Origin of the sequence: Nocardioides sp. Root140, assembly GCF_001426745.1 — a bacterium.
GTDB lineage: Bacteria > Actinomycetota > Actinomycetes > Propionibacteriales > Nocardioidaceae > Nocardioides.
This window is the reverse complement of sequence record NZ_LMFI01000014.1, coordinates 98,081-110,860: the sequence shown is the minus strand read 5'-3', so window position 1 is coordinate 110,860 and position 12,780 is coordinate 98,081. Positions and strand designations below refer to the sequence as shown.

Annotated in this window: 18 protein-coding genes; 8 read left to right on the top strand and 10 right to left on the bottom strand. The window is 69.9% G+C overall.

Translation table 11 applies throughout. From position 1 onward, the window contains the following. Nucleotides 1–35: 35 nt before the first annotated feature. Entirely contained in the window at nt 36–1,058 is a 1,023-nt protein-coding gene (locus tag ASD30_RS22815; protein ID WP_082564113.1) for a 5'-3' exonuclease, read from the bottom strand. Nucleotides 1,059–1,165: 107 nt separating this feature from the next. Between ASD30_RS22815 and ASD30_RS22810 the strand changes: the two genes are divergently transcribed. Continuing rightward, the gene (locus ASD30_RS22810) at nt 1,166–1,618 is read left to right on the top strand and encodes a hypothetical protein (protein ID WP_056687594.1); all 453 of its coding nucleotides are present in this window, start codon (nt 1,166–1,168) and stop codon (nt 1,616–1,618) included. Here the strand turns inward: ASD30_RS22810 and ASD30_RS22805 are convergent. Continuing rightward, the gene (locus ASD30_RS22805; RefSeq protein WP_056687755.1) at nt 1,608–2,120 is read right to left on the bottom strand and encodes an O-acetyl-ADP-ribose deacetylase; all 513 of its coding nucleotides are present in this window, start codon (nt 2,118–2,120) and stop codon (nt 1,608–1,610) included. The two genes, ASD30_RS22810 and ASD30_RS22805, sit on opposite strands and share 11 nt — an antisense overlap. Before the next feature lie 101 nt (nt 2,121–2,221). Between ASD30_RS22805 and ASD30_RS22800 the strand changes: the two genes are divergently transcribed. Further along, nucleotides 2,222–3,253, top strand: a complete 1,032-nt coding sequence (locus tag ASD30_RS22800; protein WP_056687592.1) for a hypothetical protein — start codon at nt 2,222–2,224, stop codon at nt 3,251–3,253. Nucleotides 3,254–3,333: 80 nt separating this feature from the next. Here ASD30_RS22800 and ASD30_RS22795 read toward each other — a convergent pair whose 3' ends face one another. Together ASD30_RS22795 and ASD30_RS22790 are read right to left on the bottom strand one after the other, a co-directional pair. Next, nucleotides 3,334–3,924, bottom strand: coding sequence for a hypothetical protein (locus tag ASD30_RS22795; RefSeq protein ID WP_056687590.1), 591 nt, complete (start codon nt 3,922–3,924; stop codon nt 3,334–3,336). 41 nt (nt 3,925–3,965) lie between these two features. Next, on the bottom strand, nt 3,966–5,039 hold the full coding sequence (locus ASD30_RS22790) for a class I SAM-dependent methyltransferase (protein WP_056687588.1): 1,074 nt from the start codon (nt 5,037–5,039) through the stop codon (nt 3,966–3,968). 127 nt (nt 5,040–5,166) lie between these two features. Between ASD30_RS22790 and ctlX the strand changes: the two genes are divergently transcribed. From ctlX to ASD30_RS22765, 5 genes are all read left to right on the top strand, one after another. After that, on the top strand, nt 5,167–6,198 hold the full coding sequence (ctlX, locus tag ASD30_RS22785) for a citrulline utilization hydrolase CtlX (protein ID WP_056687587.1): 1,032 nt from the start codon (nt 5,167–5,169) through the stop codon (nt 6,196–6,198). A 62-nt stretch (nt 6,199–6,260) separates the two neighbouring features. Further along, nucleotides 6,261–6,647 (top strand): DUF5709 domain-containing protein, encoded by a 387-nt coding sequence (locus tag ASD30_RS22780; protein WP_056687585.1) that lies wholly within the window; start codon nt 6,261–6,263, stop codon nt 6,645–6,647. Nucleotides 6,648–6,729: 82 nt separating this feature from the next. Continuing rightward, the gene (locus ASD30_RS22775; protein WP_056687583.1) at nt 6,730–7,137 is read left to right on the top strand and encodes a phage holin family protein; all 408 of its coding nucleotides are present in this window, start codon (nt 6,730–6,732) and stop codon (nt 7,135–7,137) included. Continuing rightward, nucleotides 7,127–7,339 (top strand): DUF3618 domain-containing protein, encoded by a 213-nt coding sequence (locus tag ASD30_RS22770; protein WP_056687581.1) that lies wholly within the window; start codon nt 7,127–7,129, stop codon nt 7,337–7,339. The genes ASD30_RS22775 and ASD30_RS22770 overlap by 11 nt, the downstream gene beginning before the upstream one ends. A 10-nt stretch (nt 7,340–7,349) precedes the next feature. Further along, a complete protein-coding gene (locus ASD30_RS22765; RefSeq protein WP_056687579.1) occupies nt 7,350–8,342 on the top strand; it encodes a TIGR03557 family F420-dependent LLM class oxidoreductase in 993 nt (330 codons plus the stop codon). 9 nt (nt 8,343–8,351) lie between these two features. Here the strand turns inward: ASD30_RS22765 and ASD30_RS22760 are convergent, their stop codons facing one another. The 6 genes from ASD30_RS22760 to ASD30_RS22735 all read right to left on the bottom strand — a co-directional run bounded on the left by ASD30_RS22760 (nt 8,352) and on the right by ASD30_RS22735 (nt 12,153). Further along, nucleotides 8,352–9,032, bottom strand: a complete 681-nt coding sequence (locus ASD30_RS22760) for a DUF6766 family protein (RefSeq protein WP_235532662.1) — start codon at nt 9,030–9,032, stop codon at nt 8,352–8,354. Nucleotides 9,033–9,123: 91 nt separating this feature from the next. After that, on the bottom strand, nt 9,124–9,516 hold the full coding sequence (locus ASD30_RS22755; RefSeq protein WP_056687577.1) for a hypothetical protein: 393 nt from the start codon (nt 9,514–9,516) through the stop codon (nt 9,124–9,126). Between the two features lie 48 nt (nt 9,517–9,564). Beyond that, complete coding sequence (locus ASD30_RS22750; RefSeq protein WP_056687575.1) at nt 9,565–9,789, bottom strand: CDGSH iron-sulfur domain-containing protein; 225 nt, start codon at nt 9,787–9,789, stop codon at nt 9,565–9,567. Continuing rightward, nucleotides 9,786–10,796, bottom strand: a complete 1,011-nt coding sequence (locus tag ASD30_RS22745) for an iron-containing redox enzyme family protein (protein WP_056687573.1) — start codon at nt 10,794–10,796, stop codon at nt 9,786–9,788. Before ASD30_RS22745 ends, ASD30_RS22750 begins: the two co-directional genes overlap by 4 nt. A 52-nt stretch (nt 10,797–10,848) precedes the next feature. After that, the gene (locus tag ASD30_RS22740; RefSeq protein ID WP_056687571.1) at nt 10,849–11,523 is read right to left on the bottom strand and encodes an RsmD family RNA methyltransferase; all 675 of its coding nucleotides are present in this window, start codon (nt 11,521–11,523) and stop codon (nt 10,849–10,851) included. Nucleotides 11,524–11,571: 48 nt separating this feature from the next. Then, entirely contained in the window at nt 11,572–12,153 is a 582-nt protein-coding gene (locus ASD30_RS22735; protein WP_056687569.1) for a cysteine hydrolase family protein, read from the bottom strand. A gap of 82 nt (nt 12,154–12,235) precedes the next feature. Here ASD30_RS22735 and ASD30_RS22730 point away from each other — a divergent pair, with 82 nt between their 5' ends. Next, entirely contained in the window at nt 12,236–12,736 is a 501-nt protein-coding gene (locus ASD30_RS22730) for a hypothetical protein (protein ID WP_056687566.1), read from the top strand. The last annotated feature ends 44 nt before the right edge of the window (nt 12,737–12,780 follow it).

The following is a 12,780-nucleotide window of genomic DNA, read 5'->3' as shown; positions in this document are numbered from 1 at the left end:
ACGCCGGCCCCGGGAACCGCAGGTGAAACGGCCGGTCAGGTCCAGTGCGCGGCGGACGATGCAGGCGCGCCGGTCAGCACGCGCATCGCCATCGTCGTGGTCGCCGGAACGTTCAGGTGCCCCAGCACCCGCGCCACCCGTTCGACGTCGAGGGGCAGCAACCCCGGAGTGCCGGGTACTTCGGGAGTGAGCCCGAGGTCGAGGTCGTCCTGGCCGCCCATGATCTTCACGTTGAAGTCGTAGCGCTCCCGGGCACCGGGCGCGGTCAGCCGCTTGAGCAACGTGGCGCCGAGACGCCGTACGCCGTGCTCCTCGGCCCACGAGTCCAGTGCTGCGACCATCGTGGCTCCCTCGCAGTGGTCGATGTCGGCCCACACCGCGTCCATCGACCCCATCGCGTCGAGCAGGATCGGGGCGGTCTTCTCCCCGATGCCTGGTACCCCGGGCAGGTTGTCGCTGGCGTCTCCGCGCAGGGCGGCGAAGTCGAGGTAGTTCGAGGCGTCGACACCGTAGAGCGCGCGCAGGCGGGTCGGGTTCAGCAGGGGCGAGTTGGCCATGCCGCCGTTGATCAACCGGAGCACCTGCGTGTGGTCGCTGATGTGCGCGAACGAGTCGCGGTCACTGGTGACGATCACGCAGTTCCAGTCGTTGTCGCGCGCCCAGGTGGCGGCCGACGCGTTGACGTCGTCAGCCTCGAGGCCCGGCGGAGTGAGGGTGGCCAGTCCGAGGGCGTCGAGCAGGGCGCCGGCCCGCTCGAGCTGGTCGACGAGCGCAGCGTCCTTCGGTGCGCGGCCCGCTTTGTACTCCGGGTAGAACGACTCACGCACCGACGAGACCCGGTCGTCGATGCCGAAGATCACGGCATCGGGGGCGAACTGCTCGATCGCCTCGATGATCTGGCGCAGCATGCCGTGCAGCGCCCACGCCGGCCGCCCGCCGCGGTCGACCAGGCCGGTCTCGGCGCGGGCGTGGTGGTTGCGGTGCAGCAACGACGGCGCGTCGACGGCCAGCAACAGCCGGCGGCCGCCCGGCTCAGTGGGGATCTTGGAAGGGCTCATGGTGTGGTCCGCATCCTACGGTCGGACTCCTCAGGGACCCTCGGGTGTGCAGCGGCAACGCACGGGGTGGAAGGATGGGGTCGTGCACCAGGTAACCGGAGGATCAGATGTCTGACAGGGAAGACGACTACTGCGAACTCTGCGACCTGAAGTTCAGCAACTGCGTCCACGGAATGCCGAAGCCGGTGGCGCCTGCGGAGCCGCCGAAGGCGGTGCGCAAGCCCCGGGTCGCCAAGCCTGAGAAGCCCGAAGCGGACAAGGTTTCTCCGGCGCGGGTCACCACGAGTACGCCGCGCGCAGCGCGACGCTGGACCGCACCCGCCGACTTCATGCCGCACATCGTGGCCGTGCTCGACGAGGCCGGCCAGGCGCTGTCCACCGAGGACGCGTTGGCCAGGATCGAGGAGCGGATGGCCGACCAGCTTCGTCCCGGCGACCTCGAGAGGTCTCCTCAGGGCGAGCTGCGGTGGCGTACGGCGGCCCGCAAGGCCCGCCTCGAGCTGGTGAACACTGGCCTGCTGAGCGCTGACCAGCCGGGAGTCTGGCAGCTCAACGACTGAGCCCCAGCTCGGCCTCGACGTCGTCGTACGCACCCTTGTCGAACGCGACCAGGTGCACGACCTGCACGGACGTGGGGGTCGACTCGAACACCTCGAGCGCGGCGGCGATCGAGTCGCGCCGCGGCCAGCCGTAGACCCCGGCGCTGATCAGGGGGAACGCCACGCTGCGCGCACCCAGCTCGTCGGCGACCTCGAGGGATCGCCGGTAGCACGACGTGAGCAGACTCCGGTCGCTCTGGCCGGCGGTGAGGTTGGGCCCGACGGTGTGGATGACCCAGCGCGCCGGCAGGTCGCCCCCGGTCGTCCATCCCGCGTCGCCCGTGGCCAGGCCGTCCGGGAACCTGGCGACACAGTCCGCGAGGACCCGTGGCCCGCCGGCCCGGTGGATCGCACCGTCGACGCCGCCGCCACCGCGCATGCGGTTGTTCGCCGCGTTGACCACGGCATCGACGTCGAGCGTGGTGATGTCGCCCCGGACCGGAGTGATCTGCGGTGTGCCCATGTCGTCGATTGTGCCGGGTGACATCGGCGGCGTCATCGGGGACGGACTGCTGCACGCCACCTGCCCACACCACCGGCAGGACGGCGCCGTATGTTCTGCCCGTGACCACCAATGAATCCGGGCCGGCCGAGCTCGCCGGGAAGCTCCTCGACGCGCAGGTCCGCTTCCACCTCGACCAGCTGACCGGTGACCGGCTCGCGGAGACGGTCTCGGGGCTTGCCGACGACCTCTTCACCGCGGCGGGCCAGCACCAGCTGGCCGACCTCGTCGACCGCGAGGCGGTCAAGGCCATCGTGGCGCGCGCCCTGGTCACGGTTCCGGGCAGCGCCGCCGTCAGTGGCATCGTCGAGCTGGCCGTCTCCGTGGCGTACGACGGCCCGGCCGAGCCGTTCCCCGTCGGAGACGTGGTCGCCCGTGAGCGCGTGGAGGCGCTGCTCGACGAGGTGCTCGGGCTGACCCCGGTCCTCGAGCGGGCACTGGAGCGCCTGACCGACAGCCCGCAGGTGGGCACGGTCGCGTCACGGTTCATGGGACGCATCGTCGGCGAGGTGCTGCAGGCCAACAAGGCGGTCGCCGACAAGGTGCCCGGGCTCGGGTCGCTGATGTCGTTCGGCACCAGCGCCGCCTCGAAGGTGATGGGCGCTGCCGACAAGCAGTTCGAGGGGCTGATCGGGGACGCGGTGGGCAAGAGCGGCACGTTCGCCGTACGCCGCCTCAACCGGATCATCATCGAGACCCTGCAGGACCCGACGACCCGCGAGGCCGTGCTTCAGGTCTGGGACCTCGTGGCCGCCGAACCCGTCGCCGGCGTGGAGCGGCACGCGACCCGCGAGGAGATCTCGGGGATCGTGGACGCCGCCCATGACCTGGTCATCACGACGGTCGGCGACGCGCACGTCGTACGCCTCGGTGAGGTCGTCGTCGACGCGTTCTTCGACCGGTTCGGCGGGTTCACGCCGACCGAGCTGCTCGACGAGCTCGACCTGACCCGCGACGACCTGGTCGCGGACCTGGTCCGCATCGCGCCCGCCGTCGTCGACGCGATGCAGGAGTCCGGCGAGCTCGAGCGGATCATCCGGGCGCGGCTCGAACCGTTCTACGCCTCCGACGAGGTCCGGTCACTGCTGGGATAGAGGGTGGGGCGCCCGCCGTCGACCGGCCGTTGCCGACCGGTCGACGGGCCCCACGGGTTGGACTGCTCAGGTTGGATCGCTCAGGCTGACTCGAACCAGGGGTGGTGCAGGTCGTAGAACGTGGCTCCCTGCATGACGGAGTCGAGCGCCTCGCGTACGTCGGCCGGCGGTTCGATCTTCTCTCCCTCGCGGGCGCTGGCCTCGTCGGTGAACGCGATCGTCTCCGTGAACGTGCCGTCGTCCTCGAGGGCGAGGGTGGCGCCGAGGATGTCCGGCCGCATCTGGTGCAGCATCTCGGTGTCGGCCATCATCGCCTTGAGTCGGCTCGGGTCCTCGACCTTGCCGCGGATCACCTGGACGAAGCCGGCGGTGTCGGATCCGCCGTCCATCATCAGGGTCACGTCGTCGCAGTCGTGGAACTCCACGGGCCCGTCCATCAGCTCCATCATCCGACCGGCCCACGCGTCCTGCTCGGGCCTGGCCGAGTTCTCCATCGCGGCCTCTCTCGACTCGAACCGGACGACGCCGATGAACATGTCGTCGTCGGTGAAGCCGTAGGTGCCGCCGAGGAACCCACGGGCCGTCGGGCCGAGCTCCTCGCGCCACGAGTCCGCCATGGCGTGCAGCTCGTCCTGTCTCGTGCACTTGCCCTGGATGATCTGGATGAACATGTGATGCCTCCTTGCAGTGGTGGGGATGTGGGTGTTGTTGATCAGGGGCGCAGCTCGAGGATGAGATTGACCGGCGTCTCGGTGGCCCTGCGGAACCGGGTGAACCCGGCGGCGGTGGCGATCTCGTGCAGCCTGGCTTCACCGGCCTGGGCGCCCAAGCCGGTGGCCACCTCCTGGGAGAGGCTCGAGGGGGTGCAGATCACGGTCGAGGCGGCGTAGAAGACCCGGCCGATCGGGTTCATGTTCTCGGCCAGACGGTCCTTCGCGAACGGCTCGACCAGCAGCACTGCGCCATCGTCGGCGAGTGCCGCGCGCGCGTGCTCGAGTGCGCCGAGCGGGTCGCCCATGTCGTGCAGGCAGTCGAAGAAGCAGATCAGGTCGTAGTCGGTGCCCGGGAAGTCCTTCGCCCTGGCAACCGCGAACTCGGTGTTGCCGCTGACTCCCTCCTCCTCGGCGGCCTGGACCGCGCGGATGATCGAGCTCTCGTGGTAGTCGAAACCGTGGAACGTCGACGCCGGGTAGGCGCTGGCCATCAGGGTGCTCGACGCGCCGTGCCCGCAGCCGACGTCGGCCACCTTCGCGCCGTGGCGCAGCTTCTCCTCCATGCCGTCCATGGCCGGGATCCACTCCGTGGTGAGGCTGGTGCGGTAGCCCGGTCGGAAGAACTGCTCCGTGCCCAGGAAGAGCTCCGGGTCGTGCTCGTGCCAGCCGAAGCCGTGGCCCTCCTTCATGGCTGTGGCGATCCGCGGGTAGTCGCGGTAGACCGACGACACGATGTGGTAGCCGCCGACCATGTACGCCGGGCTGTTGGCGTCGGCGAACACCATCGCCTGCTCGGGGGAGAGGGTGAACATGTCGGATGCCTCGTCGTACTCCAGGTAGCCGCTGGCGGCCTGGGCGGCCATCCACTCGTGCAGGTACGCCGAGGGGACGCCGGTTCGCTCGGCGAGCATCGTGGGGTTGGTCGGCGTACCGTCCGTCATCGCCTGCCACAGGCCGAGGTGGTCGCCGATCATCACCAGCGCGCCGTTCAGGGCGGCGCCGATGTCGGTGATCGCCTGGCCCGCCAGTGCTTCAAGCAGTTGTTCGTCGAGCGCACGTGTCGTGGTGCTCATCGCGGGTCCTTCTTCCGCATCGGGGCATGACCCCCGCCCCTCCAACGTAGATCGGCAAAGGCGCCGGTGGCATCACCGAAACGGGTGGTTTCGGCGCACGTGCGGCGCATGGTCTAGATTCCGCTGGGTGAGTGCCCAAGCCCCTTCCGCAGTGATCCTGATCCGAGCCAAGCGCTTCACGCCGAACCCGGCGACCGCGGCCGACAACGCCTTCCAGTCCGATGCACCCGCAGGGCAGTCCGAAGACGCCACCGCCACCCGCGCGCTGGCCGAGATGGACGCCCTGGCGAATGCACTCAAGGATGCCGGCGTGCGGGTGCACGTCTTCGAGGACGAGGACCACACCCGCCCCGACAGCGTCTTCCCGAACAACTGGCTCTCGACCCACGCCGGCGGCAACATCGCGGTCTATCCGATGTACGCCTCCAACCGCCGCCACGAGCGACGGGCCGACGTGCTCGAGATGCTGAAGTCGTCGTACCGGGTGCAGACGATCATCGACTACTCCGGCCTCGAGCCCGACGGCATCTTCCTCGAGGGCACCGGTGCGATGGTGCTCGACCACGTCTCGCGGGTCGCCTACACCGCGCGCAGCCACCGTGCCGACACCCATGTCCTCGAGCGGTTCTGCACCGACTTCGGCTACGAGCCGATGGCCTTCGACGCGGTCGACTCCGACGGCGTGCCGGTCTACCACACCAACGTGATCGGCTGTGTGGGCACGGACGTGGCGCTCTTCGCCCTCGGGATGATCCCCGACCTCCGCCGCCGCGAAGAGGTTCGTGAACGGCTCTCCGTCAACGGTCGCAGGGTCGTCGAGATCACCGAGCACCAGGTGCGTGAGTTCGCCGGCAACGCCGTCGAGCTGTGCGGTCGTACGCCGGAGGGCAAGCGCCGCTACATCATGGCGATGTCCGCGCGGGCCCGGCGCAGCCTGACCCCCGAGCAGGTCGAGGCGATCGAGGAGTCGTGCGAGATCGTCGACGTCGAGATCCCGACGATCGAGCTCGCCGGCGGATCGGTGCGCTGCATGATCGCCGGCGTGCACCTCGACCGTCGTCCGCTCGAGGCCCCGCCCGAGCTCACCGAGGCGGTCGAGGCGATCAACGAGGACCACCCGGTCACGCCCGACGGCCGCTTCGTCGCCATCGCCGACTGACGGCGTACGTCGCCGAACCGCTGGCGCTGGGGTTCTCCGGGGTAGCGGGTTAACGTCGGGACATGAGCGATCAACTGCAGCCAGAGGACACGCTCGACGACAGGGGCGTGGACGACATCCTCGACGAGGGCATCTCGCCCCCCGAGCGACCACGTGGCGTGACGGCCAAGGGCGTCACCGCCCGCGAGGAGCTCGAGGGCGAGTCCATCGACGAGCGACTCGCCCAGGAGGAACCCGAGGTCTGGGACGGCGTGCAGGCCGAGGTCGACGCGGACATCCTCGACGGCCCGGTCACCGGTGAGGTGGGTGAGGAGCGCGCCGGACGGCTGACCAGTCCCGACGAGGGCATGGGCGAGGACGACGAGTCGACGTTGGTCGGCCACGACGAGGGTATCGACGGAGCCGGTGCCTCCGCCGAGGAGGCTGCGATGCACGTCTTCGAGGAGTAGGTCGGCCGGGGTCTGGCCCTCGCCACGGTGGGTACCGCGTGGGTGACCCGGCACGTCCTCACGCAATCCTCGGGAGGCTCCGATGACTGATCCTGATCCGGCGGCGACGCCGTCGACCGCCGAACTCCTGCGCCAGCTCTCCGACGACACCCGTCGCCTTGTGCGCGACGAGATCGGCCTGGCCAAGGCGGAGATGACCGGCAAGGCGAGGAGTGCCGGCATCGGCGCCGGGCTCTTCGGGGCCGCCGGAATTCTCGGCCTGTTCGGTCTCGGCACCCTGATCACCACCGTGATCCTCGCCCTGGCGCTGGCCATGGACGCCTGGTTGGCCGCCCTGGTGGTGACGCTCGTGCTGTTCGCGGCCACCGGCGTGGCCGCGGTCGTGGGCAAGAAGCAGGTCGCCGAGGGGACGCCGCCGACGCCGGACAAGGCGGTGGCCAGCGTCAAGCAGGACATCAACGAGCTGAAGGGAGCCGGCCATGGCAACTGACGAGACCCGTGGACCCGTCGGAGAAGCTGAGTTCGAGCGCGACATCGAGGAGACCCGAGAGCGCCTCGGCCAGACCCTGGAGCAGCTGGGCGAGAAGTTCGACGTGAAGAAGCAGGCGCGCTCGCACGTCCCGCAGCTGGCAGTGGCCGCGGCCGTGGCCGCCACCCTCACCGCACTGGTCATCTGGCGCCGTAGGCGCTGAGGGTCGAGCGATGGTGGAGTTCGGCTACACGCTGATGACCGAGCAGGCCGGCCCCGTGGACCTGGTGCGCCACGCGGTGGCGGCAGAGGAGGCCGGCTTCGACTTCCTGGTGATGAGCGACCACTACTCGCCGTGGCTCGTGGAGCAGGGCCACGCGCCGTACGCCTGGAGCGTGCTGGGCGCGGTCGCCCAGGCGACCACCCGGATCCCGTTGATGACCTACGTGACCTGCCCGACGATGCGCTACCACCCGGCCGTGGTGGCCCAGAAGGCAGCGACGATGCAGCTGCTCTCGGGTGGGCGGTTCACGCTGGGGGTCGGCAGCGGGGAGAACCTCAACGAACACGTCGTCGGCGCAGGGTGGCCTGCGGTCGACACGCGTCACGAGATGCTGGCCGAGGCGATGGAGATCATCTCCGACCTGTTCGACGGCGGCCTCGTGGACTACCGCGGCATGCACTTCCAGGTGGATGCGGCACGGCTCTGGGACCTGCCCGACCAGCGGGTGCCGATCGGGCTGGCGGTCGGTGGTGCGCAGGTCACGGAGCGTTGCGCACCCCTGGCCGACCACCTGATCGGCGTCGAGCCCGACGCGGAGCTGGTCGCGGCGTGGAACCGTACGAAAGGAGCCGCGCAGATCGGCACCGACGGCACCCGCGGCATCGGGCAGCTCCCGATCAGCTGGGACCCCACCGACGCGGACGCCGCGACGGCACGGGCGCACGCGCAGTTCCGCTGGTTCGGCGGTGGGTGGGCGGTCAACAGCGACCTGCCGACGACGTCCGGGTTCGCGGGGGCCTCGAAGTTCGTGCGGCCGGAGGACGTCGCCTCCTCGATCGTGTGCGGCCCCGACCTCGACGCGATCGTCGACTCGGTCCGACCGTTCTGGGAGGCCGGCTTCACCGACGTGGCCGTCGTACAGGTCGACGGGTCCACGAACGACCGCTTCCTCGACGAGGCGGCCCGGCCGTTGCTGGACGCGCTGCGCGAGGCGGCGGGCTGACCAGCAGGGTCAGCCCTCGATGCCGGTGGCGGTGTGCGCCGAGCCCACCGGCTTGCTCTCCGGTGACCCCCGCTGCCGCAGGTAGATCGCCAGGACGGCCATCGAACCGACCGCCAGGAACTCCGACTGCCAGTTCTGCAGGGTGCGTGCCCAGAAGTCCGCATTCGCCAGGTAGGCGTGCCAGGAGATCGGGTCACGGCGTTGGCCGAGCCGGGTCTCGTTGTACGCCGCCCAGCCGCCGATCGACTGGCCCAACCAGGACAGGAAGAAGATCGCGGACATGACGAGGGCCAGCGACCACGAGTAGATCGTCGTGCGCAGGCCGCCGACCCGCGCCCACAGTGGCGAGTCCTCCGTGGCGTACGGGCCGACCTTCTGGTCCTCGTCGGACTCGAGCCCCGCCTTGTGCAGCACCTTCGACTCGGGCGACCCCTTCTGCAGGAACCAGACCGTGGCCAGGATGTAGAGCAGGAACTGGAGGTACTCGCTCTGCCAGTTCTCCATCACGTCCACCGCGAAGTCGGCCGACGTCAGGTACGTGCCGATCGGGATCCGGTCCGCGCCCTCGCCCAGCTGCTGGTCGTTGACCTGGTGCCAGCCGGCGAACGCCTGGCCGACCAACGCCGCCAGGAACAGGACGGCGAAGAAGATGCTGAGTGAGTTCTCCCTGACGAAACGACGCATCGTCATCTCACCTCACTGGTGCCGCAGGGCGATGGCAAGGCTGTAGGCGAGCCCTGCGGCGATCATGGCCAGGTATGCCACGAAGACGACACGCATCTCAGCCTCCCTGGAGTTGGCAGTCGTAGGGCTTGGAGTGCCGGACCGTGCAGCCGGCAGCGTCGACCCGCCAGTCGCCGTCGTGGCGCGAGAGGAACAGGGTGTCGTGGTCGTAGCGCACCTGGCCGGTGGTCCCGAACACGGCGACCTCTCCTGCGCTGCCCGGTGGTGGCAGCCGCTCGTCGGCCAGTGCCTCGTCACACGGCGCACCGGCAGACTGCACGAGGTCGTCGCGGGTGGTCGGCGCGAGCTGGGCGCAGGCCCGCGCCCAGTCACCGGCCTCGACCGCCTGCTCGAACTCGCGGGCCGTTCGTCGTACGTCGTCCTCGTGGCCGGAGCTGCACGCGCTGCACAGGAGCAGCCCGGACAGCGTCAGCGAGACAAGACGGAGCATGTCCTTCCGTACCCCGCCCGCCGAAGTCCATGCCGTCAGCCGGTGGTGTCACGCGACCGAGGGGGCGGTCCGTGTCACGAACTTGTGGGTGCCGTCGCACCACGGCAGGCGCTGCGACCTCTCGCAGCGGCACACCGCCACCACCGGCCTGGTGACCGGATGCTCGATCCCGTCGCTGTCGACCCAGGTGGCTGCTCCCCGCACCAGGAGGGGCCCACCAGGGCATGCCTGCGTGCGCACGTCCTGCGCGTCGGCCGTGGGGACTTCGCTCATGCCGGCGCCTCGACGAGCTGGTGCGACTCCCAGGTCTCCACCAGCGTCTCGGAGGCGATCGCCTCGACCCGGAGACAGGTCGCGGCGCCGAAGAGGACGTCGTCGGCGAGGCCGGGTTCACCCTCGACCATGGCCGCGCAGATCGAGCGGATCGCGAGCTGCTCGTGCACGGCGTCGGCCTCGACGTGCTCGTCGAAGTAGCGCGCCGTCGCGGCAGGCAGGCCGAGGCGCTCGATGCCGGAGAGGATACGTCGACACGGTGCCGAGCTGGTTGCCTCGAAGGCCGCGAGATGACCGAGGGAGGCACCGCGGAGCCGACGGCGCAGCGCGAACAACGACATCACGTTGTTGACCGCGAGCGTGGTGGCATCCGCCTCCTCGATGTAGGCGCCGTACGTGCTGTCGAGACCCAGCGCGTCGAGCGCGTCGGCGAAGAGCCCGGCGTGCAGTCGGTCGGCACGGCCGGCCCCGTACTCGTCGTACTGGAGCTCGGCCAGGGCGACCTTGGCAGGGCCGTCGATGCGGGGGAGCACGAAGCTCTGCGGATCCGACTCCTTGAGGTGGTAGATGCTGCGCCGGCGCATGAAGTCGGCGAACTGCTCCGAGGTGGCGCGCCGCTGCAGGAACGTGGCCAGCGAGCCGCCGTCGAGCTCGTCGATGAGGCCGCTCAGTCGGTTCGTGAAGCAGCCACCGGCGCGGTTGGCCCGTCGTACGTCGTCCGCGGTGAGGTCGCGGAGCAGGCTCTCCAGGGAGGCCTCGAGCATGCCGCGCGAGTGGATCAGCAGCGGGTCCCACTCGAGATCGGGGTCGACCGAGTCGAAACCGCGGTAGTGCAGCTCGAAGAGCATCCACAACGCCAGCTGGAAGTCCTCGTCGTGGAGGATCCGGTCGGCAGGGCGCGGCAGTGAGGTCACCGAAGACCAGTCCATGGAGCCTTGCGTGGCCCGTCCGGACAGGACCAGCCTCACCTGCTGGCTCAGTGGACCGCGCGGTGCGGGCAGCTGCATGGGTGACCTCCATGGGATGAGCGGGCCGCTGCGGTACCCGCCGGGACCGGTTTCAGACGTTCGTCGCGGGCTTCCGCTTCGCACGGTGACCGGGTCGACGGAGCAGCACCAGGACACCGCGCTTCCCGAAGGCGCGGACCTCCGATGCGACGAGGTCGACCTCGCCGACCATCCAGTCCCCGAGGTCGTCGGCCTGGGCGACGCTTCCCAGCTGGAGCACCGCGAGACCATCGCTGTGGAGGCAACGGTCGATGGTGAGCAGGCAGGCCCGGGCCAGTGCCAGCCCGTCATCCCCACCGTCGATCGCGACCAGCGGGTCTTCCGGGAAGCGATCGGTGTGGGCTGCCGGGACCCAGGGCGGGTCGGCGATCACCAGCGGGAAGACCTCGTCCGCGTCGAGGCAGTCGTCCACCGGCCGTCGGCGAACCTCCACCCGCTCGGCCAGGCCGGCCACGGCCGCGTTGCCGGCCGCGAAGTCGCAGGCCACGGCGTCGATGTCGACCAGCACGCCGTCGCGTCCGGTGCTCGCGATCGCCAACAGGCCGATGTGACCGGCACCTGTGCAGAGCTCGAGCAGTCTCCCCGGCGGTACGGCGAGGGCCAGCTCCGCGGCCCACGCCGACTGCGCCGCGGTCCACGGACGTGGCTCGAGCACGCGCTCGTCGTACACGATCGTGAGATCGCCGAAGGTGAGCTGCCGGGCGGCCGGGGCCTGGGAGGTGCGCATGTGCCGCGCGGTACCCGCCGCGTGGCCCCGTATGCCCTGTGGTCGAGGTCAGCCAGTGCGTGAGATCAGGCTGTCCGGACCGTTGAGCAGGTCGGAGGTGCAGAGCCTTCGGAACCTGAACTCGTCGCACAGCATCTCCAGCGTCGGCTCATGCAGCTCCGGTCGGTGCGAGGCGATTGCGTCCTCGACCAGCACGACGTGGAAGTCGTGGGCGTAGGCGTCCGCTGCAGTGGCCGCCACACAGGTGTGCGTCGACACCCCGGCGACGATGAGCAGGTCGATGCCGCGTGCGCGCAGCTGGTTCTCGAAGTCGGTCCCGTGAAACGCACTGTCGCGTGTCTTCACGACCTCGATCGCGCCGTCGGAGGCCAGCCCGGGGAGCGCCTGTGCGTCACTGTCCCCGGCGATGAGGAAGCCCATGTCGTCCTCCAGCATGTTGAGGGTCCAGGTCGACCGGTCAGGGAGGTGCTCGGTGCGCACCTGGAAGACCGGGACACCTCTGCGTCCGGCCCAGTGGTGCAGCTCGCTGCACCGTGCGGCGAGATCGCGTGCCCGGGGTGCGAGCGGGCCGGAGGAGAAGAAGGCGTCCTGCATGTCGATGACGACGACGGCGGGCGTGGATCCGTTCACGGCGCCAAACTACCGTTGCCGGGGGTCCCTTTCCCGCGAACGGGTACCGGAGTGCAGGTTCCCCTACGAATCGAGGACACCCATGGACGACGACCTGCTGCTCGGACAGCTCCAGCACCACTGGGCCGGCTCGAGCGCCGGCGTCGCCTTGTTCGAGCGCGTCGGACGCACGCACGGCGATCCGGAGGTGGCCGCGGAGATCCGGCTCATGGCGGCCGCGGTCAACGACGATCGTGAAGCGCTGCGACAGATCATCCTCAAGGTCGGCGGGAAACCGTCATCCGTCGCGGCCACCGGTGCTCGTGTCGCCGAGCTGCTGGGTCGCCTCAAGCCGAACGGGCGGATCGTCCGGCGCTCCCCGCTCACCGACGTGCTCGAGCTGGAGATGTTGCGTACGGCGGTCTCCGGCAAGCGGAGCGGCTGGCAGCTGCTGCGTGCACTGGCACCGCATGACTCCCGGCTCGACGAACGTGCACTGGACGAGCTCCTGCGCCGCGCGGAGGACGAGCTGACCCGCCTGGAGAAGATGCACGTGAGGGTCGGGCTCGAGCGGTTGCTGGAGCCTGAACCCGGTGGCGACTAGGGCTCGTTCGGCAAGCGGGCGGGTGAAACCGTCGGTTCGGGGTA

What these genes read in the sequence shown, in the direction of transcription:
- ASD30_RS22815 (WP_082564113.1), bottom strand. Translation starts at nt 1,058, where the DNA reads ATGAGCCCTTCCAAGATCCCCACTGAGCCGGGCGGCCGCCGGCTGTTG.
- ASD30_RS22810 (WP_056687594.1), top strand. Translation starts at nt 1,166, where the DNA reads ATGTCTGACAGGGAAGACGACTACTGCGAACTCTGCGACCTGAAGTTC.
- ASD30_RS22805 (WP_056687755.1), bottom strand. Translation starts at nt 2,120, where the DNA reads ATGGGCACACCGCAGATCACTCCGGTCCGGGGCGACATCACCACGCTC.
- ASD30_RS22795 (WP_056687590.1), bottom strand. Translation starts at nt 3,924, where the DNA reads ATGTTCATCCAGATCATCCAGGGCAAGTGCACGAGACAGGACGAGCTG.
- ASD30_RS22790 (WP_056687588.1), bottom strand. Translation starts at nt 5,039, where the DNA reads ATGAGCACCACGACACGTGCGCTCGACGAACAACTGCTTGAAGCACTG.
- ASD30_RS22780 (WP_056687585.1), top strand. Translation starts at nt 6,261, where the DNA reads ATGAGCGATCAACTGCAGCCAGAGGACACGCTCGACGACAGGGGCGTG.
- ASD30_RS22775 (WP_056687583.1), top strand. Translation starts at nt 6,730, where the DNA reads ATGACTGATCCTGATCCGGCGGCGACGCCGTCGACCGCCGAACTCCTG.
- ASD30_RS22770 (WP_056687581.1), top strand. Translation starts at nt 7,127, where the DNA reads ATGGCAACTGACGAGACCCGTGGACCCGTCGGAGAAGCTGAGTTCGAG.
- ASD30_RS22765 (WP_056687579.1), top strand. Translation starts at nt 7,350, where the DNA reads ATGGTGGAGTTCGGCTACACGCTGATGACCGAGCAGGCCGGCCCCGTG.
- ASD30_RS22760 (WP_235532662.1), bottom strand. Translation starts at nt 9,032, where the DNA reads ATGACGATGCGTCGTTTCGTCAGGGAGAACTCACTCAGCATCTTCTTC.
- ASD30_RS22755 (WP_056687577.1), bottom strand. Translation starts at nt 9,516, where the DNA reads ATGCTCCGTCTTGTCTCGCTGACGCTGTCCGGGCTGCTCCTGTGCAGC.
- ASD30_RS22750 (WP_056687575.1), bottom strand. Translation starts at nt 9,789, where the DNA reads ATGAGCGAAGTCCCCACGGCCGACGCGCAGGACGTGCGCACGCAGGCA.
- ASD30_RS22745 (WP_056687573.1), bottom strand. Translation starts at nt 10,796, where the DNA reads ATGCAGCTGCCCGCACCGCGCGGTCCACTGAGCCAGCAGGTGAGGCTG.
- ASD30_RS22740 (WP_056687571.1), bottom strand. Translation starts at nt 11,523, where the DNA reads ATGCGCACCTCCCAGGCCCCGGCCGCCCGGCAGCTCACCTTCGGCGAT.
- ASD30_RS22730 (WP_056687566.1), top strand. Translation starts at nt 12,236, where the DNA reads ATGGACGACGACCTGCTGCTCGGACAGCTCCAGCACCACTGGGCCGGC.